Annotated in this window: 18 protein-coding genes; 2 read left to right on the forward strand and 16 right to left on the reverse strand. The window is 46.3% G+C overall.

The features are described 5' to 3' along the window. Positions 1 to 661: 661 nt before the first annotated feature. The 11 genes from flgE to lepB all read right to left on the reverse strand — a co-directional run bounded on the left by flgE (position 662) and on the right by lepB (position 15,824). Positions 662 to 2,053 carry a flagellar hook protein FlgE gene (gene flgE / locus H0R92_RS08800; protein ID WP_432963352.1) on the reverse strand — a complete coding sequence of 464 codons (1,392 nt, stop codon included), beginning with the start codon at positions 2,051 to 2,053 and terminating at the stop codon, positions 662 to 664. A gap of 14 nt (positions 2,054 to 2,067) precedes the next feature. Beyond that, complete coding sequence (gene flgD / locus H0R92_RS08805; protein ID WP_432963355.1) at positions 2,068 to 2,508, reverse strand: flagellar hook assembly protein FlgD; 441 nt, start codon at positions 2,506 to 2,508, stop codon at positions 2,068 to 2,070. Positions 2,509 to 2,524: 16 nt separating this feature from the next. Then, the gene (locus tag H0R92_RS08810; RefSeq protein WP_432963358.1) at positions 2,525 to 3,979 is read right to left on the reverse strand and encodes a flagellar hook-length control protein FliK; all 1,455 of its coding nucleotides are present in this window, start codon (positions 3,977 to 3,979) and stop codon (positions 2,525 to 2,527) included. A gap of 27 nt (positions 3,980 to 4,006) precedes the next feature. Further along, complete coding sequence (locus H0R92_RS08815) at positions 4,007 to 4,639, reverse strand: periplasmic-type flagellar collar protein FlbB (protein WP_432963361.1); 633 nt, start codon at positions 4,637 to 4,639, stop codon at positions 4,007 to 4,009. A gap of 116 nt (positions 4,640 to 4,755) precedes the next feature. Continuing rightward, entirely contained in the window at positions 4,756 to 7,563 is a 2,808-nt protein-coding gene (locus H0R92_RS08820) for a hypothetical protein (protein WP_432963364.1), read from the reverse strand. Between the two features lie 34 nt (positions 7,564 to 7,597). Next, on the reverse strand, positions 7,598 to 8,944 hold the full coding sequence (locus H0R92_RS08825) for a hexokinase (protein WP_432963367.1): 1,347 nt from the start codon (positions 8,942 to 8,944) through the stop codon (positions 7,598 to 7,600). Between the two features lie 252 nt (positions 8,945 to 9,196). Beyond that, positions 9,197 to 9,649, reverse strand: a complete 453-nt coding sequence (locus H0R92_RS08830) for a class I SAM-dependent methyltransferase (protein ID WP_432963370.1) — start codon at positions 9,647 to 9,649, stop codon at positions 9,197 to 9,199. 102 nt (positions 9,650 to 9,751) lie between these two features. After that, positions 9,752 to 11,563 (reverse strand): hypothetical protein, encoded by a 1,812-nt coding sequence (locus H0R92_RS08835; RefSeq protein ID WP_432963373.1) that lies wholly within the window; start codon positions 11,561 to 11,563, stop codon positions 9,752 to 9,754. Between the two features lie 290 nt (positions 11,564 to 11,853). Continuing rightward, positions 11,854 to 12,849 (reverse strand): protease modulator HflC, encoded by a 996-nt coding sequence (gene hflC / locus H0R92_RS08840; RefSeq protein ID WP_432963376.1) that lies wholly within the window; start codon positions 12,847 to 12,849, stop codon positions 11,854 to 11,856. Then, a complete protein-coding gene (gene hflK, locus H0R92_RS08845) occupies positions 12,846 to 13,823 on the reverse strand; it encodes an FtsH protease activity modulator HflK (RefSeq protein ID WP_432963379.1) in 978 nt (325 codons plus the stop codon). Before hflK ends, hflC begins: the two co-directional genes overlap by 4 nt. 150 nt (positions 13,824 to 13,973) lie before the next feature. Continuing rightward, on the reverse strand, positions 13,974 to 15,824 hold the full coding sequence (gene lepB, locus H0R92_RS08850) for a signal peptidase I (RefSeq protein WP_432963382.1): 1,851 nt from the start codon (positions 15,822 to 15,824) through the stop codon (positions 13,974 to 13,976). 74 nt (positions 15,825 to 15,898) lie between these two features. Between lepB and H0R92_RS08855 the strand changes: the two genes are divergently transcribed. Next, on the forward strand, positions 15,899 to 16,246 hold the full coding sequence (locus tag H0R92_RS08855; RefSeq protein WP_432963385.1) for an Hpt domain-containing protein: 348 nt from the start codon (positions 15,899 to 15,901) through the stop codon (positions 16,244 to 16,246). Here the strand turns inward: H0R92_RS08855 and H0R92_RS08860 are convergent. Then, on the reverse strand, positions 16,221 to 16,967 hold the full coding sequence (locus tag H0R92_RS08860) for a TatD family hydrolase (protein WP_432963388.1): 747 nt from the start codon (positions 16,965 to 16,967) through the stop codon (positions 16,221 to 16,223). The genes H0R92_RS08855 and H0R92_RS08860 overlap by 26 nt on opposite strands. Positions 16,968 to 17,103: 136 nt before the next feature. On the opposite strand from H0R92_RS08860, the gene H0R92_RS08865 reads away from it, so the two are divergent. Further along, complete coding sequence (locus tag H0R92_RS08865) at positions 17,104 to 17,322, forward strand: hypothetical protein (protein WP_432963391.1); 219 nt, start codon at positions 17,104 to 17,106, stop codon at positions 17,320 to 17,322. On the opposite strand, the gene H0R92_RS08870 is transcribed toward H0R92_RS08865, so the two are convergent. The 4 genes from H0R92_RS08870 to H0R92_RS08885 are packed head-to-tail and all read right to left on the reverse strand — an operon-like array spanning position 17,323 to position 21,789. Then, positions 17,323 to 18,606: a glycosyltransferase gene (locus H0R92_RS08870; protein WP_432963394.1), complete on the reverse strand. Its 1,284-nt coding sequence runs from the start codon at positions 18,604 to 18,606 to the stop codon at positions 17,323 to 17,325. It lies immediately after the preceding gene. An 18-nt stretch (positions 18,607 to 18,624) separates the two neighbouring features. Further along, positions 18,625 to 19,641 carry a tRNA (adenosine(37)-N6)-dimethylallyltransferase MiaA gene (gene miaA, locus H0R92_RS08875; protein WP_432963397.1) on the reverse strand — a complete coding sequence of 339 codons (1,017 nt, stop codon included), beginning with the start codon at positions 19,639 to 19,641 and terminating at the stop codon, positions 18,625 to 18,627. A gap of 7 nt (positions 19,642 to 19,648) precedes the next feature. After that, positions 19,649 to 20,419 carry a 4-hydroxy-tetrahydrodipicolinate reductase gene (dapB, locus tag H0R92_RS08880; RefSeq protein WP_432963400.1) on the reverse strand — a complete coding sequence of 257 codons (771 nt, stop codon included), beginning with the start codon at positions 20,417 to 20,419 and terminating at the stop codon, positions 19,649 to 19,651. Between the two features lie 35 nt (positions 20,420 to 20,454). Continuing rightward, positions 20,455 to 21,789, reverse strand: coding sequence for an aspartate kinase (locus H0R92_RS08885; RefSeq protein WP_432963403.1), 1,335 nt, complete (start codon positions 21,787 to 21,789; stop codon positions 20,455 to 20,457). Positions 21,790 to 21,968 lie beyond the last annotated feature (179 nt).

Raw genomic sequence — 21,968 nt, forward strand, 5'->3', positions numbered from 1 at the left:
AAATGTGCAGTGCACTGACGCACCGTTTGCAGCGAGCTCTTAGAGAAAAATAAATATCTTCGGGAATATAAGTTATAAAAGCTGTATGTTCTGCATAAAAGCGAGCGGCTCAGCGGGCTTTTAGAAAAAGATAAACATCTTCGGGAATATAAGTTAAAAAGCCGTATGCCCTGCGAGTTTGCGGAACCGCAAACTCGTCGCGCGTCAGTGCGCGCAGCGCACTGACGCGCAGGTATCGGGTATCGGGTATCGGGTATCGGGTATCGGGTATCGGGTATCGGGTATCGGGTATCGGGTATCGGGTATCGGGTATCGGGTATCGGGTATCGGGTATCGGGTATCGAAGGGCATTATACGGCGCGCTCTTTTTGTGTCAAGCGTTTTTTGCGGGAAAATGCACTTTTTTTGTAAAAATGCGCAGAAGTTAATACGCCGTGCAGCCTTCATGTGCATAAGTATAGCACGGGACAAGCGGTATTGGCAAGGGATAAAACGGGAGGGGAAAAATTCTGCCCCGCTTTAAAAGCGGTGATTTTCAGTTATGATACAGGACAGTTATGTATCCGTGCCCACCGCACACAAAAAAAGAGCCGGCGGAAAACCCGTCGGCTCTTTGCATTTAATCTCTAAAACCTATTTTAGCTCCGGTTCAGTCTTCAGCTTAGCGCTTTAAGGACAATACCGTTTCAAGCAGGGTGTCGGCGGTTTGAATGGACTTTGAGTTTGCCTGAAAACCGCGCTGGGTTACAATCATATCGGTAAACTGTTCGGTTAAATCGACGTTCGACATTTCCAAGGTACCTGCCAAAAGGCTGCCCTTTCCTGCAATGCCCGAAGTGCCGATATTTGCCAAGCCGGAGTTGTTCGACTGCACATAGGTATTGCTTCCCGTTTTTTCAAGACCGCCCTGATTTGTAAACGAAGCAAGGGCTATTTGACCGATAGCGCGGTTCGTACCGTTTGAATACACGCCGGTAATCACACCGCTTTGGTCTATTTTAAAGTTATCCAAATAGCCCATTGTGTAGCCGTCTTGGAAAAAGGCCTTTGTGCTGCTTTCGGACGCGCTTTGGGTAATCGTATTTTTTTGACTTCCGATGGTACCCAAATTGATGTTTAAAGTTTGGCGCAAAGGGTTTCCGTCCGCATCGGGGTTCGATTCGGGTACGGTAAACGATGTTTGCAAAATAATTTCTCCGCCGGGATTCGTTACATTACCCACCGTATCGCTGACCGACAGCAAGGTTCCCGTATTGTCGAAGTTTACCAAAAAAGTATTGCCCATACCGTCCGTCGTTCCCAAACCGACCCTTGTTTGCGTAAAATCGGCATTGTCCGGATCTACATCTACGGTTGCAAGCCACTGGTTGGGAGTGCCGGCAACACGGGCAAAAGATACGGCCAAGTTATGGGCATTGCCGAAACTGTCGTAAATTTTAAATTCGGTCGCCCATGTTCCCTTTGCAATATCGCGGGCAGTGGCGCCTTCAAGAATTTCGGGCGTGTTTTTATTTAAGTTACAGGCAAAGTTGACGTTTTCCGTCGCCTTTGCAGGGTCCTTTGTTCCCACGGGAATAATCAAATCTTCGGTATTGCCCGCGGTGTTGATAACCATTTCGCCGTTTAATTCGCGCGCCATCCATCCCTGCACACGTAAACCGTCGGCGGGATTCACCAGGGTACCGTCACGGTCGATACCGAAAGCTCCGGCACGGGTGTAAAAGGTTTCTTCTCCGTCCTTTAAGACAAAAAAGCCGTTGCCTTGGATGGCGACATCGGTGCCGACTCCCGTAGACTGTAAATTGCCCTGTGTAAAAATCGTGTCTATTGAAGCGACCATAACGCCCAAGCCGACTTCTTTGGGATTTATACCGCCGACTTCGGTGGTGGGTTTTGCGGCACCCGAAAGCTGCTGAGAAATCATATCGTGAAAATTGACGCGGCCTTTTTTAAAGCCGGTGGTGTTTACGTTGGCGACGTTGTTACCGATGACGTCCAAGCGGGTTTGGTGGTTTTGCATTCCGGATACGCCGGAATAAAGTGATCTCATCATATCAGTAGTTCCTCTTAATGTGCATAAATGCGTTCGATTTGTTTCATCTCATAGGGAGTGCCGTTTACGACAACGTGCGGATTTTCACCGCGCGAAGCGGCTTCTGCCGTTCCCTTGATAAGCCCGTTTTCGGTTGCCACATCTACGGTTTTTCCGACTATACTAACCGCCTCCGAATTGGTTAACATTGAAGCCAAGCGGTTAAAACCCGAACTCATATTCGTAATTTGCTCCAGCGACGAAAACTGCGCCATTTGTGCAATAAATTCGGTGTTTTCCATCGGCGACAGCGGGTCTTGGTGCGAAAGCTGCGTTATAAGCAGTTTTAAAAAATCATCCTTGCCTAATTGCTGACTTGAGGTACGTCCGTTTACCGCAAGACTTTTGTTAAAGCTGTCGACTTGCATTTGCGTTTTCGCGACATCAGCTGCATTCATTTTTGTGTTTATTTCCATAAACAACTCCTCACGTTTAGGCTATCAGGTTTATGTAAGGACGCGAATCAAGCAGCGCTTCCGAAGCGGCTGCCGCATCTTCTACGATAAAAGCCGTTTGCTCGTCATAACGTATGCCGAAGGGATTGGCCGCGCAATTGTGTCCGTCCGTTTGGCGTCCGTCCGTATTTCGTCCGTCTTGTCCCGACCAGCTTAAATCAAAGCCGGCGGTATCGAAACCGTTCGACGAAAAAGCTTCGGTTAATGCCGTTATATTCGACTTAAAGGCATTGTACGCTTCTTCGCTGGCAACCGTTATACGTCCCGTCAATATATTGTCGGAAAATTGTAAACGTATCTTAACGTTTCCCAGCTCTTCGGGATGCAAAATCAAGTTTATCGTTCCCTTATTTCCGTCCTGCAAGATAATCGAACCGGCTTTTACCAAGTCTGCGGCATTATTGCGTATTTCGGACGACAACAGCGAAGCAAAACGGTTTTGAACTTGTTCGGAGCCCTGCGCGGAAACCGAAGCCTCTTTTGTAAAAAAAGCTGAAGGTACCGCATTGTTCGGCTCTTCCGATGTGTTAAAAAAAACATCGGCGTGAACGTTTCCCTTGCCGTCATACCGCAGATTGTCCGCAAAGTTGTGCTTTTTTTCCTTTACAACCGGCGCTTGGGTACGTTCGTCGCGGACCGAAATCGCAGGGATTTCGGGCAGGCGCATTTCCGCACCGCCGGTATGTTCAATGTCGGATACCCGGTTAAGCGAAACCTCTTCGCCGAAGGCGGCCTTTGTGTGTCGGGCGGCTTTGGGTTTGGGCTTTGCGCTTGCCGTTTCGGCGGACGCATACGGCGGCAAAGCAAACAAAGCATTTTTGCTTTCGGCGTCCGCATCGTTTTCGGTATCGGAGGGCACAAGCGTTTGCGCTGCATTCGATTTTTCCGAAACTTCTTTTAGGGCACATTCCGCCCCCGTTTTGCAACCGCCTTCAAGGTTTTCAAAGCCGGTAAACGCAACGGCTTTTTCGTCAATCGCAGGCCCGTCAATCGTACCTTCGCTAAGCCCCTTTTCATCGGGCGAAAAAACCGCAGTTTCGGTTTTTTCAAAGTCTTTTTTTCCGGCCGCTTTAGCCTTTGTATCCGAATCTTCGGGCTTCATTGCTTGTTCGGCTTGAGCGCCTTTTTCGGGTGCGGACGTTTCGCCTGCGCCTTTTTCACCTGCTCCGGGCGGCGGCGAGCCGGTTTCGTGTACTGAGTTCCGCACAGCTTCGTTTTTGCCGGCCGTACGGACATCTGATTCCGCAGCCTTCGGGCTGCCGGTTTCAGGAGGGCCTTCCTTGGCTTTTAAATCCTGTGAAAAACCGCTTTGTTTTAAAAGCTTTTCAAAAGAAGATTCACCTTGAAAGGAAGCGTTCAATCCCTGAACCGAAAATCTTCCGGGAGGTACCCGTATACGGGGACCTTCAAGGTGAGTATATAATGCCTGCATGGGCATACCTCCGATGTAAACATCGGACTATTGTATTGACACGGGCTTATTCGTCATTTTACGCTGGAGCAAGGCAACCCTGTCGGGCGGCATCATAGACAGCCAGTTTGATACTTGCGAAAGTTTTCCGGCAGCTTGCGCCATTTCTTCCACCTTACGCAGCGTATCGATTACGTCCTGATCATCCATCGCATTCAGTATTTCCACGGCGTCGGACGGCCGCATACTGTTTAGGTTTTTTGCGTTTTGTTCGATGTTTACATTTCTATCATCGTACTTTTTTACTTCATTGTTAAATGTTTTTTCGCGTTCTTCCAAGGCAAGACGCATTTCTTCCAATTTTTGCGCTATTTGGCTGTTTTCCGCCTCTTGTGCGGCAATATCCTGCTCACGTTTATTGAGTTCTTCGGCATATATGTTAAGCGATTCCAAACGCTTGGCAAGCCGGTCTTCATCCAAATTTGCTATAAGATCGGTGTCCGCATGTGCGTTTGTTTCGGAGGTTTGTACTTGCAAGCCCATCAGCCGATACAGCGGTGCAAACATTTTTTTTGCATTTATGACACCCAAATAATCAAACCACAGCATCCCGCCTAAAATCAAGATAAGAACCAAAATAAGCAATGCTATGGTTTTTCCGATAGTAGCTCCCCTCGCCAAAGCCGCCTCCTGTTTGTTCCCGCTGTGCATACTGTAAAACAGCAGTATTTTCAGCCGTATATAGTTATTATACTACATGATAAGTCAATCTGTATATATCTTCGGCAAAAAAAACTTCAAAGCATAAATTTAAACATCAATTTAAATTGATGTTTGGGAATTTCAAAGGGTTTCCACAACAGGGTAATGCCCGCATCAATCGGATAAGAGGCGGCCGAACCGGAATTAAACGAAAGGGTGGAAAACAAACTTCCGTGTACCGTAAAAACGGTGGTTCCGCCGCGCAAAAAAACGGCATCCGCCCCGCCGTCTACACAAATACGTCTAAAAAAAATCGGCATAAAGGTCAACGGTTTTTGGATATCATAGGCAAAAAGAATAAACCGGCTTTCAATGCCCCACTTTTCTTGGGCATTTATATATGCCGAAACCGCACCCGAAAAGGGAAGGTTTAATGTAAAACGGCGGGGATTTTTAAAAGGCAGTAAAAAGGGCATATGAAAACCGTTTTTAAAGCGGTGTATAACCCGAAACGCCGGTTCCGGCCGCCCCGATATATCCCAATTCTTTTTTATAAAAACCTGTACGTTCGAGTTAAAGCCGATATACTCATACGCGCCGGTTCCGGTACGCCGGGTATATTTTAAACCGAGCTGCACGCGATCCGTTAACGAATAGCCGTCATCTTTGTACGGTACATTGTCGCTGTGCGAAGCGGCATTGTATGTAAAAAAAGCCGTATTTGCCGCATATAAAGCCGCAAAATTCGATACAAGAGGAATTTCAAAATCCGTATGCATACGAAAAACGGCGCGCTGCAAGCCGGTTTTTATTCCCGCTTCGGTATAAAAACCGGCTTCAATTTCCGCAGGATAGTCGGCAAAGGCAAGAGAGGCGTTTGCATTAAAATTATGTGTATGCGCGTCGATTCCCAAACCTGCTATAAATAAAAAATGTTCGACCGGATCTCCGGTTAGGGCCGATACTCCCAACGGAATGTCTGCCGGAACATAGGGAGTAAACGAATCGATATTTAAAAAACCGACAAGCGGAATTAAAACGCCTCTTTTCATATATTTTAAAGGCCGATAGGGTTTAACTTCCGCAGTTACCGGCAGTTCCATTTTTATATCCGTTTTTATCGGTTCTCCAGCGATATAATTTTGTCCGCAAGATTTTAAAGGAAGGCTGTAATAATCGCCGAAATCATGCATAATCGACAAATGCCGGTGCTCATAAAACCGCGATATAAGAGCAATACCGTCTTCAAAGGCGGCAGGCCAAAACACTCCTCCCGAATACTGTGTGCGCTGTACTTCTAAAACGCCGCCGCTTGCGCACACAAGGCTTTTTAAATCAAGGCGTGCCAAAACGGGTTGAAAACGGGCATTAAGCGCGCATGAAAAATATAAAACGCCGTCATGCACGGAGGGGGAACATAAAACGGGGTTTATATCACATCCGTTTTCATCTCTATTTTCGTCCGGAGCCGCAAAGTCATAGGTACACATCGTTTCGTTTTCGGTATCGTATACAAAAAGCGAGCATACAAGTTTACCAGAGGGCGCAGCCCTATGTTCCAATAAACATAAAATCCGCCCCTCTCCTATATCCGCAGATTCAAGGGGAAAAACTCCCTGTGTAAAGTTTATACGTTTTACGGGATTTATTTTTCCAGTTTTGGCTGCGCCGCACAGCTCATCAAAATCATAAAGTACAAGCGAATACGACGTTCCCCGGCGTTCCGTACCGGCAAGCAGCGTTTTTCCCTTGTGTTCGATGAGGCTTGCCTGATCCGGAGCGTCCGTATGCAAAACAAAGCGTTTTTTTTGCGTATCGTACACGCTCAGTGTTCGGCGCGCTTTTTCGGTGCCGCGTAAACCGGACAAAAGTAAAAAAGTGCCGGAGCGGGAAAAAACAAGGCGGTTAGACAAATCGGAACGGCAGATAAAAAGCGGAGTGCGGGTTTTCGCCGGCAAAAACATAACCGAAGAGGACGCATAATCGTACCATGCAAGCCCGGAAGGCGATGATGTAAGATTGGCATAGAGGCGAAAACCCTTTTGTGCGTTTTTATATTCGGCTGTAATATCATCGAATAAGGATTCCGGAGCTTGTTCGTAGGGAGGAATATAAACTGAACTTTCGAAGCCGTTCCATGCTTGGCTGAGAGAAATGCCGTATACCTTTTTAAAAATACCTGCCGACAAGTTAAAAAAATGTACCCTGCCGCCCTGTTTCCATAATTCGGCATATGTATGCATGCCGTATTTTTTTTGAATATAGTCGGTAAAGGCCGCGCCGAAAATATAGGGTAAAGAACCGTCGGTATAAGATCCGTATGCTCCGGTTACCGATCTCCAATCGGGAAATTTGTTTTCTATCTTTGCTTGACGCAGTACATGCATACTGTAACTGTCATTCAATCTTCCCTGAGTGTCCATGCTTTCAAAAAAAACGGCCGCGCCTTCGGTAAACGAAGGAGGAAAATTCAGCATAAAAGAAGGGCTGAGCGCATCGGCAAAAACGGAAGAAAGAGAATCCCACAAGGGCGAGCGGATATTAAAGGTTAAAGCGTGTACAAGCTCATGATAAAAAACGGAAACAAGAGAATCCGAAAAAACCGAAAATGATGAGGGAGGAACCGAATCGAATAAAACAATGCGGTTATACGGAAAGGCCGTATAATAAGCGTTAAAAACGTCGGTATCGCGCGTAATTACAACCGGAATATGTAATGCTTTTTGAAATTGAAGATGAGCGGCGGCTTTGCGATACAGGGTGTCGGCACAGGAGGCAAGACGGCGGGCGGAAAGAGCCGATTCTTCCGAAAAAATAAAATCGAAGTATTCGGTTTGAATTACCGAAAGCTTTTTAAAAACCGATATTCGGCCGGCCGGTCTTTGTGCATACAGTGTAAACACACAAAACAACAGTATCGGCACGGATAAAAAAAACTTATACCGATAAAGCCGCAACAGCCGCTCCTAATACAATGGCATTATCAAGCGTTCGAATTTCGTAATAAATACGGCGCTTGTACATCAATTCTTCATGTAAATATCCGAGAATACGCGAACGCAAATTGTGAGTTTTATAAAAAGTCGTTCCTTCGCATAAAACACTTACCGGCATTGAAGGATTTTTACCCTTGCCCGTTTTAATAACCGCAGCTGCAATTAAAGCGGCGGTTAAGCGCGCACAGCGTTCCACAAACATATCCAAAATAAAATATAGAGTATCGTAATCGTTTTGACTTGAACCGGACAAAGCCGCACCCAAAAGAGTATCGCTTCGATACGGCGTATACAAAAACCGGTCCATATCGTAAAGGGTGAATTCTTTTAAAGCCGACAAAGCTTCGGCGGCATGCGCTGAAAACAAGCCTTCGCAGCACGCTTCTTTTACCGCATAAAAAACAACCGCTCCCAAATAGGCCCCCGAACACATTTTTTCGATAATATAGCGGCCGGGCGTTTGGGTTGTTTTATCGAAGGCAATGTCAAAATCGCTGCGGGCAATTTTATCGAACATTCCCGATTCGCAGACGATAATTTGACTTGACGGAATATCGCCGTGCATACCGCGGATTTTATCTATGGCTTCATATTCTATATAGGCGGTGTTTAAGCCCGTACCTAAAATAAGGCCCGCATAAGAACTGTAACGTCTTCCGTTTTCATAGTGCGACGCTCCGGCTAACAAAGCGGCTGCCGTATCATTGAGCAAAACAATTTTTTCGGGACGCTCCCATCCGCGCTTTACGAGTGCGTCCGACAACGAAGCGCCGACAAAGGAGCCAACCACTTCTTTTGCCCTTATTTCTTTTGAAAATCTGATAACCTGCCCGTCGTTATCCGGCGTGATTTTCATTGCATAAGAAAAACAAAAACCTATTTTTGACGCTTTGTTTTTCAGATAATCCAATTTTGAAGCGATGGTATCGAAAAACTCGTTTTTCGAGTATTCGCGTTCCGTACCGGGCATAGAAGATTTTTCCAATGCGCTTATCGACGGTGCGCCGCTTGCGTCAAAGGATACCAAACAAGTACGGAAATTCGTTCCGCCGGCATCTATGACAATAACATTTTCGTTTACGGGCTTGTGCTGCGGCGGAGTCGTCCAAGTGGGAATCATTTCCTGCGCCGCGGTCATCTTTCCGGACTCACCGTTTTTTTCGTTCAGCTCTTTTAAACCGAGCCGCATATCGTACAGTAAAGCATCTATAACGCCGCCTATATCGGGTCCGTTTATACTTATACCGTGACGGCCGGCAAAAGCGGCGCATTTTTCATACAATTCCATATACAGCTCTCCTAAACCCAAACCGGCCGCAGCACACGGCTGTTGCAGTGTCTAAAAAGTCGGTTGTTTTTTACCTCACCCCACTATCCATAGTTTAGCACAAAAAAGGGCTTTCGTGAAGCGGGATAAAAAATCTCAACGGCAAGCGCGGCGGAAAAGCGGCGGAGTAAAAGGCAGGCGGCTATACGATATGCTCAATAACCGCTATACCGAAAAAGGGAGTATATAATTTCTTTTTTGTAATTTTCATATTTAAAGCGCCGAGATTTTTTTCCAAGTCGCTTTCGCTGTAAAAACGATTTTTTTTCGGAGTGTATTTTTTCTTTTTCCGTATATGATTTGATGAAAAACCAGCGAACTGATAATCTTATCGGCTCGTATATTACAGTTTGGTTTTTCAAAAGAACCCCGTATGTACCGTACGTTTTTTATCTTTAAATTTTGTGTTTTTTTTTCAGCTTCACCAATATTTTTTTTATTCGGTTCTATTCCCGTTATATGAAATACTTTTTGCGATACGGGTATTGTGATATTTCCCCAGCCGGATCCGATATCGATTACCATATCCGATGATTTTAATTCGGCTATGTTTATAATATCGGAAACCAAGGTTGTTGTACTTTCAAAGGTGTCGCGGCCGTCGGGTGCGGTAATTTTTTTTACGTAGATGTCAAGTATCTCGTCCCAATTGTCATTATACGGCATTTGTTTCCTCCTACAGATAGCAGTATAGAGGATAACCGGAAAAATCGCCCTATATTTTTTGTACAAGATATATAGGACTGAAGAAACGGGACAGCAACCTTATTAACGGAAGCGGCAGTATTCGGGAATTTTTTCCACGCCGTGCCGCAGCGCCGCTTCGTCGGGAAGCCAGGGGTAGCGGCCGTAAAGGTGTCCGATTTCCCGAATAAGATTTTCGGCGAAGGCTTCCTGTGGGGCTTTTTGTGCCGTTTCCAAAACTTCGGCTATATCGCGCCTGAACGCTTCATCGTCTGCGGCAATTTCTTTTTGTGAGGATTTTAATGCCGTTATGCGCCACATCTTATTAAAGGTAAGAGTCAGTTCGTCGCTGCGGCGGCTTACCGCGTAGTGTTCGGGGCCTTCGTTTGCAAGCATAAAAAACTCGGCTTTTAACCGTACACTGTCGCCTTTTTGCGCCGATACCGAATCGGTAAAACTCGTATTTTCTAAAGCGTTCACGGAAAGCCGCGTTAAGCCGAATATCCATGTTTCCAAAGGATTATACGAAAAAAGCCATTGTTCGGGCGGCAAAAAGTCGGGCGTTTTTTCGTATGCTTGGCGCACTTTGCCCATAACGAATAAACTTGCCGCCGTATTCGAATAGGCTTTGATTGCCTTTTTGTCGCCGCAGCCGTCCAAAACGATTGTATCCAATTCGTGCAGGGCCGTATAAAAGGTATGTACAACCTCAAGGGGAGTCATACCCTTTGTCGTCGGGCGCTGCATATTTGCTTTAACGATACTGAATGCTGCGGCACAGATAATGACGACGACTGCGGCGGTGAAGGCAAGCTTCGTTCCGTGTTTACGCATAAAGCGCCGCTTGCCTATGCGTTTTTGCTGTGCATTTATAAACGAAAAAAGTGCTTTGTCTTCGGCTGCGTGTGCAGCCGGTTGTGCCGCCTTCGGCTCTTGCCGCCCTTCTTGTTGCCGTCCGTCATCATGCTGCGGAATCTGCAGGGGCGTAAGAGGATTTTGTGTAAAAGCTCCTTCGTTTACAATCATAGACGGAAACGCTGTGCTTTTTTGCCGTTTTATTTGAATGCTTGTACGCTGTGCTTGCGGAGAAACAAGAGCCGAATCTATAGCTTGAATAAGGGCGGCAAAGGCGCGTCCTTCGTCATTGTCGGCAATGTAGGGAAAAAGAAGGGAAAGCGGAATAAAATTGTCGTCCGTGTAGTCTGCGATACGCGCTTCATCGTCTGCGGCGGGGAACGGTACTCTTCCCGTAAGCACCGCATAAAGGCAGGAGCCGAAGCTAAAGGTAAAACTTTCTTTTTCGCTTGTACCGCCGCGCACCCAAAAGCCGTACAAAAAGGCGCGTTCTTTCCCTGAGCGGGCAAGCATACTGCGCTCAAAAAGAGAAGGCGGTAAAAACAACACCGAACCGTCTTCGCCGTATAAAATGCTTAAGGGGCCGCAGTTATGCAGTTTTTGTGCGGTTTTATCTTGTGCGGTTTTTTGAGCCTCCGTATCCTCGCTAAGCATCCGCACGGCGCAATATGCGGCATCGAGGGCTTCGAGCGCGGCTTTTTTTTGCGCGACAGAAGAGTTTTCGGCGGGTGCGCTCATCGCAGTTTGTATAAACGATAAAAGCGGCCTGCCTTTAAAAGCGGGAGCGGACAAAACAACGGCACCGTCTTTTACATGCGTTTGCGTAAAGCGGAATGCTTCGATTGTAAAAGAGGCACCGCCTTGAGAGTCTGCCGGACAAGGGGCATTTTTTTTTGAAGTGCCTGAAAGAGGTTTGCACAAAAGGCCTTCTTCGCTCATATACTGCGCCAAACGCGAGCGTGCAAATTCCTGTTCGCTTAAACCGCTGTTTAATTCGAGCCTATTATTTTTTATGCGTAATACATCGTCTATATTTATCACAGTAAACCGCCGTCCGATAAAAAAAGTGTTCCTTAAAATAAAACAGCTGAACAAAGTATGAGCTTTGGAAGCTGTTTTATTCGTGCTTTCGTAACGCAGGTGAGAAAGCACCGTAAATACCGGGAGTTTTGCCGAGCTACCTTTTTCTCAAAAGGCAAAACTCAAATTAAAGTGCGCGGCGCCATTTTAGACGCTCACTTTAAACCTTCAATAAAAATGCGGCGGCCGTCTTAAAAGCCGCTTGCTTTTTGACAGTCCGCCGAGTAAAAATCAGGTTTTATCCCATACGTTCAGCGTCCCGAAGGCGCATACAGATATTTAAAATAATCCATATTTGTGCTGAACGCCGCATCGAAGTTGGGAAGGGTGGTTTTATACGATTCCATGCTTTTCCAAAACGCATAAAATTCGGGATCTTTTGCATAAGCGCGGGCATAGATTTGCGCCGCTTGAGCGTCCGCATTTCCCTTAATTTCCTGCGCTCTGCGATACGCTTCGGACTCTATACTTTTTTTGTCTTTTTCGAGCCGTCCGAGTAAGTCGGCTTTTTGGCCCTCGCCCCATGAGCGGTATGCTTGGGCAACCTGCTTGCGGTCGGTAATCATACGGTTGTACACGCTTTCGGTCATTTCGTCAGAATATTTGATTTGGCGCGGTACAATGTCTATCAATTCGATACCGTATTCGCCCACCGTTTTGCGCGCTTCGGCAGCCATTTCCAAACTTAATTGACGGCGTCCCTTGCTTACCTGTTCGACAAGGGTATTCGCGTTTACGAGGGTTTCGATTTGAACTTGCGATACGTTAAAATCGTTGTTTGTATTTTCGGTTAAGCCCGTGCGTATTTTATCGTTGATTTGATTCGATGTGCGTACCACTTCGCTTAAAGGGTTTTGCGTAATAACCGTCCGCGTTGCCGAGTCGATAACGTCGCTTAAGCGGTTATAAGCTGCGCTTAAGGTTTTTAAAGATTGATAAAAACGCTTGGGGTCGGTAATGCGCCAGCGCGATGTGGTATCGACGATAATAAACTGATTTTCCTTTGTGGGAATGCGGTATGCGTCCCCGTCAAGCGATAAAATCAATTTGGGGTAAACGGTTACGACATCTATAAAGGGAACTTTTACATATAAGCCGGCTTCCGTATGCGTATCGACGATTTCGCCGAACCGCGTTACAACGGCTTGGGTACCCTCGTTTACAATATACAAGGGGCCGAGCATTAAAAAGACGGCGACAATCACCGCAACGACACCCAGTGCCGCATATGCTTGTTTTGTTTTCATTCTTTGCCTCCTTTCTTTAAATCAAGATTTTTTATAGGCAGTACGTTGTTCAGCTTGCCGTCTATGAGCAGGGTTTTGTCGTTTGCATTGAATACCTGTTCGAGGGTTTCCAAATACAAGCGCTCTTTTGTAACCGCAGGCGATTTACGGTATTCCTGATACACCGCATTAAAACGGGCGACATCTCCGTGCGCTTGATTTATGCGTTCTACAGCATAACCTTCGGCAATTTGAATTTGCTGGTCGGCCTTTCCTTTTGCAAGGGGAATTTCGCGCTTGTAAGCTTCTTTTCCTTCGCTTATATAACGCTCGGCATCCTGGCTTGCACGGTTTACGTCTTCAAAGGCGTCCTGAACGCCGGCCGGCGGTACGATGTTTTGCAGTTTAACGGTCAATACCTTTATACCCAAGCCGAGTTGACTGAAGTTATCGTTCATCAAGGTCATAGCCGATTCTTCGATGGCCGAACGCTCGGAACTCATAACGCCTAAGATCGTGCGGTCGCCGACAAGGGTATTTACAACGGATTGGGAAATATCGCGTATGGTTTGTACGCGCTCCTGCACGTTAAAAAGCCAAGCTGCCGGGTCTACAATGCGGTATTGAATCGTCCATTCCACATCGACGATATTTAAATCTCCGGTGAGCATAGTGGATTCTTTTGTAATGCCGTTTTTGTATTTATTTGTTTGGCCTGCTTTAAGGGTGGTAAAACCGAATTGCTCGGTTTGTACAACCTTTACGGGTACATTGTAATTTTTGTCTATACCGAAGGGAATTTTAAAACGCAAGCCCGCATCAAGCGTTTTATGGTATTTCCCGAAGCGCGTTACAACCGCCTGCTCCGTTTCGTCTACGATGTAAAAACCCGTCGCCGCAATACCGATAAAGAGCGCAACCGCTACGGCTGTAAACAGGGTTGCAGGCGTCGCATTGAATTTTTTCCGCCTTTTGGGCGAATTGGTCGTTTCCATATAAACTCCTATACACACAATTCTTGATTTTTAAATCGGCGAAAAGCCGAAAACCAAGCGGTTTTGAAACATATCTATATTAAAGATAGTTAAAAACGGCGCAAAAAACAAGTAAAAAAGGAGTTTTTATATCCGTTTATACTTGTGAGTTTATCCCTTACGTATCTTTCCCGGTACGCCGAAACGTTTGGGCGGGAAAAAGCGCAATATAGGAGTTCCCAAAATATTTTTTTGCGGAACGTACTGCGGCTGCATATTCGAATCGTAGTACAGAGTATGAGAATCAAAGGCGGTAAGAGGAACTTTGCGCGATTCAAGTAAGTGGCGCATATCCAAAGAATTAAAGCGGTTGTCGCCCATCATAAAAAAGTTGTTCGGCGGAATATAAGACGGTTCTCCTTCGGCCGTATTTGCGGGAAAAACAGGCATATTGCGCATATCGTTAATCGATACAAGATAAAACACCGCGTTTTGAAAATCGTTTAACAAACGAAGCCGCTCGGGATCGCGGTTTTGCTCGGAAGCGCTCACACCTTGCCGTATAAGTTCGGCAGTGCGCACTGCAAGACGGCCGAAGTTCAGCTTTATAACGAGGTTTTGGCGAAACATTGCATCCGAATAGATATCGCCGCCGATTAAAACGGGTTTGTCCGCCGCGCCGTTTTTTTGCGCTTCGGCTGCGGCTTTTTCAAAAGCTTTTTCCCAATCGGTCATAAATGCATCGAACCAGAGTTCGCCGCCGGAAAACATAAGCAGTTTGCGGATTAAGGTATCGCTTTGCTTAAAAAAAGCAAGGGCATTCATCATATGTTCGGGTACAAGGCCGGAAGTTTGCGTTGCCGAAAAAGAAAAAGCGGATAAAAGTTTTTTATATTCGCTAAAACGGCGGCTTAATTCATGCGCTTCACGGGCGGCTTCTTTATAATCAAGGCCGCGCCGCGTTTTTTCAATATCGAGCATGCCTTTGTACTGGTCGTTTGTCAAAGGAATATATTGTACTTTTTTGCGGATAGGATCGGGAAGGCTTGCGTTGTTCCATTGCGCCCAAAGGTTTTCTTCTTCAACGGGTGTAAATTCCTTTTGGCTTGCAGTGCGGCGGTACAATACGCCGTCTTGCATAACAAGCTGTTCTCCGGGAACGCCGGTAATACGCTTAACAAGGGGATCTGCTTTTATATTTCCGTTTTCATCGACATTCAAATTCACCTTTGTAAACGTAAACATTAAAACAAGCTGCGACAAAAAAGTTTTTACTTCGGATTTATTATCCTGCGGATAGCGCGGATTGCGGAAAATGACAATATCGCCGCGATTATATGTACGCATAACGGGAAGACCCGCGTCGGAAACCGGAAAACGCGGCCCCGAAGCCGTTTTAAAACCGATAACACGATCGCCTATTAAAAATTCGGGTACCATGGATTCGGAAGGAATCACGTATAGTTGAAAAATAAAGATATTGATAAGTACAACCGTACACACTGCCTGCACAATCGCATCCGTCCAGTCGAGAATTTCAAAAAGCACTTTTTGTATGCCGCGGCGCTTTTTCGGTACAAGTTTTCCGGCTTTATCGGTTAATCCCATACACAGAGCTTCATCGGCATAGTCTTTATTTTGAACAAAAAAGCGCTTGGGGTTAAAAAAATACAGCAAGCATAATACACACAGCGAAGCGGCCGCCCATACGATAACGGCGACAATATCGTAGGACAAAGATGCGGTTTTATCGCCGGAACGGCGGATAATAAAGCCCGCCAGCAAAACAAAGGGGAGGTATTGATACAGCTTGTGAATAACAAAATACCGCTTTACATGCCGCCCCTTAAAAAACAAAGAAGTTTCACGTACCAAAAAAATCGTAAAAACGGCGGTTAATATAAAGGCACAAACACCCCATACATCAAGGGTAATTCTAAAATCGAATATAATTTGCAAAATCGAAAACAAAGCACATAAAATAAGTACCTTGGTGTTTAAAATACGCACAATCTTTTTCATGTAATCAGTATAGCAAAAAAATAAAATATATACTATAATGCATTAAAGCTTCATTGGAAGAAGGCATGCAGATTATGGAACAATCTTTCGTCGATTATAAAAAAGCAATTGCGGACTTAGGTAATGACAAGGATTTGTACAAAGATTTACTTGATTGCTGGTTTTCCGAAATACAATTACAAAAAACGGTTCTCGATGATTTTAGGGCAAAGAATGCATTTGCCGACGCTGCGTCGTATATACATCGAATAAAAGGGGCCGCCGGTTCTTTAGGCGCATTGGAATTGTTTCGGGCAGCGCAAAAAGTCGAAGACATTTTACGTGCAAAATCAGCCGATGATTTAAACCTCTGCCTAAGTACTTTGTTTACGGTATATGAAAAAACAAATGCCGAATTTAAAGAATTGCAAAAGAATCTTTAAAATTTTCATATAAGCTGCTGCAAACATACTCTATCGATACATTCCGCAATTCGCAGATTTTAAGGTACACTTTTTGAATGTCGCTCGGTGCGGTTGCCGTTTCTCCCTTGAGGGTTTGCCAGGGTGCATCGGTTTCCGCGAGTAAAAGTTCCATCGGTAAAGAAGAAGCACACAAAAGGGCGCGCTTATTGCCGTTCAATAAAGGTTTGCCGAAAGAAAAACGGGCATTGATTCCGCGTTTAACAAGCGAAAGCGCTTCGAGCGGTGAGCCGGGAAAAGAATGAAATACCGCAGAGGGCACCTTTGCAAGTTTTTTCGCATCGCGAAAAATCAAGTGCAAGGCTTTTCGGCAATGAATGATAAGCGGCTTGTTATAGCGCACGGCGGCTTCCAATTGAAAAGCCCACACCTGTTCCTGTTCGTCCAAACGGGAGGCATAAGCCGGATTAAAAAGATCAAAGCCGGCCTCTCCTATCGCATCGGCTTGATTTTTTTCCAAAGCATCCGATAAAAAAAGGCAGTGCTTTTTGTCCGGATCTTGAGGGTGGATGCCGGCCGCCTTCACTACAAAACCGGGATACCGCAGGGCAATATCCGTGAGCTTTTTCCAATCTTTTTCACAGTGCGCGCACGAACATACCGGAGAAGCTTTTTCGCTTGCAATAAAGGGTGTCCACGAATCAAGATCGGTAATGTGCATATGAGCGTCGGCAAAAATCATAGTTTGACTATACCACAAAACGTTCGATTTTCAAAAGGGCGGCACGGGCAAAAAGTACTAATATATCTTTTATAAAAACCGACAATAATAATAACCGGGCACCGGACTTTAAAGTCTTTTGATTTTGGGAGGAATTATGAAAAACTGTTATGCATTAAAAAGCCATTATTCGAATGATTATTTAACGATTGAAAAAGAACTCGACGACGGATTTGTCGTCCGCATAGTCCGCGATAAGGACGGATTTGAAGAAGTTGTAACCGACTTTATAAGTAAAATACTGTTTGAAAGCTGCATCAGAACGGGATACTTAACAAAAATAGAAGTACCGCAAGCTGCGGCCGTCAGCGCATAATCAGCGCATAAGATAATGTATAAGCCGCAAAATCTTTAAGCCGTCAAACCATGTATGGAAGGCGGCTTCCAATTTTCTTATGTTTTTGCGGTTTTGAATAAGCATTTTTTCCCACACATCGAAAAATCGTTCTTTTGCCAAAAAATCGTATACGTCGTCTAAACATTGTGCACACTCGTTAAAAAAGAGTTCCGGCTTATGTGCCGTTTTGTAAAACAAAGCGATAAAATCTTCTATTTTTTTATATACTTCGTCGGGATACACTAAAGAATCGCGCGCAATGGAAGCTGCGGAGTTTTCGGTATTTTCGGTATTTTTGCTGTTTTCGGCATTTTCGGTGAGGGCGGCGAGTCTTTGCCCCGTACCGAACAGGGTACGTTTTGAAAGCCGTGCTTGCGGAAACACCGTACAATCAAGTTCGGGAAAAACAAAGCGCCGCAATTTTTTTTCCGGCAAAGTGCCGTCCGTGCAAAATGTGCAAAGGCCGGCGTAACCGGCATATGCCGATTCTTCCGGCTGTACCGCCGCTTGCTGAACGGCGACCTTTATAAGCGACTGCAAAAAGTAAAAATCTTCGCCCGATATGCGCTTGTTCATACCGCCCGAAGCGGCGTAACCCCAAGCCGAACACACAATCGACGGCCCCAAAGCATAGGGGTAAAAGGGAGTTCCCGTTTTAAAAAGGCGGCGGCTGTGTTCTTTTATAAAAAACTCATAAGCGTCGATCGCTGTCTGTAAGTGCCGGTTTTCGGCCGCCTGATGGGTAAAGCCGGTTACAGCTCCCGCAAAGGGAAATTTTCCCCCGTTTAAGCGGAACTCGCAGCGTTCAAAAAAATCCTGCACGGCCGGCCCGTAAGAAACACTGACTGAAGTGTCGGCATCCATACAGGCGATAACGTGTGCGCCGGACAAAAGGGCGTAATCCATGCCGATACGGCGGGCAGTCCCCACCCCTTCGTTTTGTTCAAACTCGAATTCCGGTTCGCTGCAATCAAGTACGCAAACGCCGTATTTGGGAGCTTCTTTTACAAGGGTACGGTTGTTTTCTTTTACCTCGCCGCTGGCGTTTGCGCGGTGATTTACAACGCAAATAACCGAAGGTGCATATTCGAGGGCTTGTAAAGATTCAAAGGTTGAAAGAATATTCGGATACTCGGCGCACGCGGGAATGACGGCCGCCGTCTTTTTATGTTCAAAGGAAGCGCTTTTTATAATTTTACACGGAAAACGGGAGTGCGCAAACACTGAGCGTTTTTTATTGTATAAACCGATAACGTCTTTCATACTTGCTTTATGCTTGTTTTACCCTTGTTCCGAGCGCAGTAAACGCAGGCTTTGTTCAAAACGGCATTCAACCGAACAGTCTTCATGTGTTCCGTTATGTTCAAGCCAATGAATATGTACGCCTTTTTTTTGCATACCGCGGAACCATGTTTCCTGCCGTTTTGCAAACTGCCCGATGGCGATGCCCAGCTTGGTTTCCAGTTCTTCGCGGGATGTAATACGGCCTTGTATATATTCGGCAATAAAGCGGTATTCCAAACCTAAACGCTCCAAACGTTCCCACGAAGCGCCTTCAGTTAATCCCGGCGCAGTACGGTGAAGGTTTTCAACTTCTTCTATCATTCCGCCTGCAAGCCGCGCTTTTAAACGTTTGCGGATAGCGGCGCGGAGCATATCGCGCGGAAAAGTCGTTCCGATAATAAGGGGTTTTACAAGCGGATGCAAAGCGGCCGCCTTTTTATTCTCGTCTTCGGCGTTGGCTTTTTTTTCTTTGTGCTCGGCATTATAGGTTTCAATTTCGATAGCGCGAATCAAACGTGCACGGGTTTCCGTATCGGTTGTATTGTGGACTTCCGTCCCTGCCTCTTGTTTTAAGGTGTACAAAAGCGCGCACAGTTCATCCATATGTAAAGACGAAAGTTTTTCGCGCAAAACGGGGTTTTCCGGAACGCGCTTCATATCGTAGACTCGGATAACCGCATCCAAATACAATCCCGTACCCCCTGCAATAAGGGGTACTTTTTCTTTTTGCCGAACCGTATTAAAGGCGGTATAAAAATCACGCTGGTAATCGAAAACCGAATATTCTACCGATAAATCGGTGATATCGATAAGGTGATAAGGAACGGTGTATTCGTCCAAATCCTTACCCGAACCGATATCCAAACCGCGGTACACTTGGCGCGAATCCGCCGATAATATTTCGGCGTTAAAATGTTCGGCCAAACGCACGGCAAGGGCGGTTTTCCCCACAGCGGTCGGCCCTAAAACGACAAGACAGTTTATATCGGATTCGGTGAATATCGATTTATCCATACTGAAATCAGTCAACCAACATATCGTCCATCGTATAAAGGGCGCCTTTTTTTAAACTGCCGTTTGCAAGGCCGCCTGCAAGCCATTCAAAGGCGCGTACCGCCCCGCAAGCGAATCCTTCGCGGCTTCGCGCACAATGAGTCAATTCAATCGTGTCTGCCGGAGAATCGAAGTACACGCGGTGCGTACCGGGAACCGAACCTACACGCAAAGATGCGACGTACAGCCGGTCGTCTTTTATATCCTGTGCATTAAACACCGTTTCTTTTTTGTGCGGATTGCCCCTCATAACCGCCTTTGCCAAATCCAAAGCGGTTCCCGACGGACTGTCGGCTTTGCGGCGGTGATGCGTTTCCGAAACGGCCGTATCGTATTCGCTGTATGCCGCCGTTAAACGGGCTGCGTATTCGGCTATGCGGTAAAACAGGTTTACCCCGATTGAATAATTTGCAGAATAAAAAACACAAGCGCCGCCGGTTTGAGCTGCACGCCGCACCTCTTCCAGTTTATCGTACCAGCCGGTAGTGCCGACGACAATCGGCAAACCCAAATGCGTTAAAGCCAATATGTTTTCAACAACGGATGCAGGATGCGTAAAATCGATAACGCCGTCGGCTCCGCTTTTTTTTACGGCTTCGGCCAATTCCGCCGCGGATCCGACCCTTACAGCACCTTCGGCGCCTATATCGGCTTTAAGTACGATTGTATGCCCTGCGCTTTGTGCCGCGCTTTCTATCATACGTCCCATTTTTCCGTAACCGGATAAGGCGATTTTCATATCATTTTCTCCCCTTGCACATTTTTTGCATATTTTTATTCAAAAAAAGCGGCGTGAAGCGTTCGCACGGTTTTATCGGCAAGATTGTTGGCGCACACCAAGCTGACATTTACCTTCGAAGCGCCCTGGCTTATCATTTCCGGATTTATGTTTTCTTTTGCCAAAGCGGCAAAGGCCGATGCAAGGATGGAACTTGAATGGGCGGCGTCGCAAATAAGGGTAACAATCGAACGGTTTGTTTTTACCTGTGTTTCGGCAATACCGCGTAAATCTTCCACCAAGCCGGATAAATCGGCGCCCGTATTTACCGTAAGCGAAACCGATACTTCGCTGGTTGCAATCACATCGATACTGATATCCCGCTTAAGAAACAAATTAAAAATATGCGCCAAAAAGCCCGATGCGCCGAGCATACGGGTCGATACGATATCGATAAGCGTACTGTTTTTAACGGCAGTAATCGCGCGTACGGGAGAAAGTTCACCCTCGTGTTTTTCAACGACAAGAGAACCTTTAAAGTCAATATTGTACGAATTTTTTACCCGTACGGGAATACCCGCTTTACGGCAGGGCGCCATTGAGCGCGGATGTAAAATCTGAGCGCCGAAATATGCAAGTTCGGCAGCCTCTTCGTAGGTAACGAGGGGAACGGTTTTTGCCTGCGCTACGATACGCGGATCGGCGGTTAAAATGCCGTCGACATCCTTCCACGTTTGAATCTCTTCGGCTCCTAAAGCCGCTCCCAGCATTGTAGCGGTTAAATCGCTTCCGCCGCGCCCCAAAGTGGTAATGTTGCCTTTTTTATCTTTGGCGATAAAGCCGGTAACAAAGGGAATCTCTTTTTGCGTTCCGTTTTTATACGCGGCTAAAGCTTCCGGAATCGTATTCCATACTTCATCGCACAGTTCCGCGTTCATAAAAGCCGAATCGGAAATAAAGCCGGCATCCCATGCATCATAAAAACGGGCAGGCACTCCTTCTTGTTCCAAAAAGGCTGCGGCTATGCGAACGCTTAAGCGTTCGCCGAAAGATACGAGATAATCGCGCGTGCGTTTGGTCAATTCACGAATCATCGAAATACCGGTTAAAAGTGCATGCAATTCGCATAAAAGCGATTCCGTATCTTTTAGGGCTTTTTCGCCCAAGCCCAAAGCCGCAGCCGTCTGTCTGTGTAAGGTTTCCACACAGCTTATGTCAACCCTGCCCGCAACGGCTTCGTCGGCGGCAGCCAACAAGTGATCGGTCGTATCGCCCATCGCGGATAATACGACAATCGGCCGTTTATCTTTATAGGCTTTTATAATCGAGGCGACATGACGGATGCGCTCGGCATCCGCTACGGATGAACCGCCGAATTTCATAACAATCATACGGACGCTCCCTGTGCAAAATTTCTTTGATTTTAACAAAAGCAAAGCGGATAATCAAGCACAGGGATTAAAATTCATATCCTGCACCTTTATTCTTTTGCGCCGAATTTTCGGGGGGGGGGGGGGGGGGGGGGGGGGTGTTTATAAAAGCCTCGCATGCCCCCCCGCGCCCGCGGGGG

It is taken from the genome of Treponema sp. OMZ 840, from assembly GCF_050937815.1.
Classification (GTDB): Bacteria; Spirochaetota; Spirochaetia; order Treponematales; family Treponemataceae; genus Treponema_C.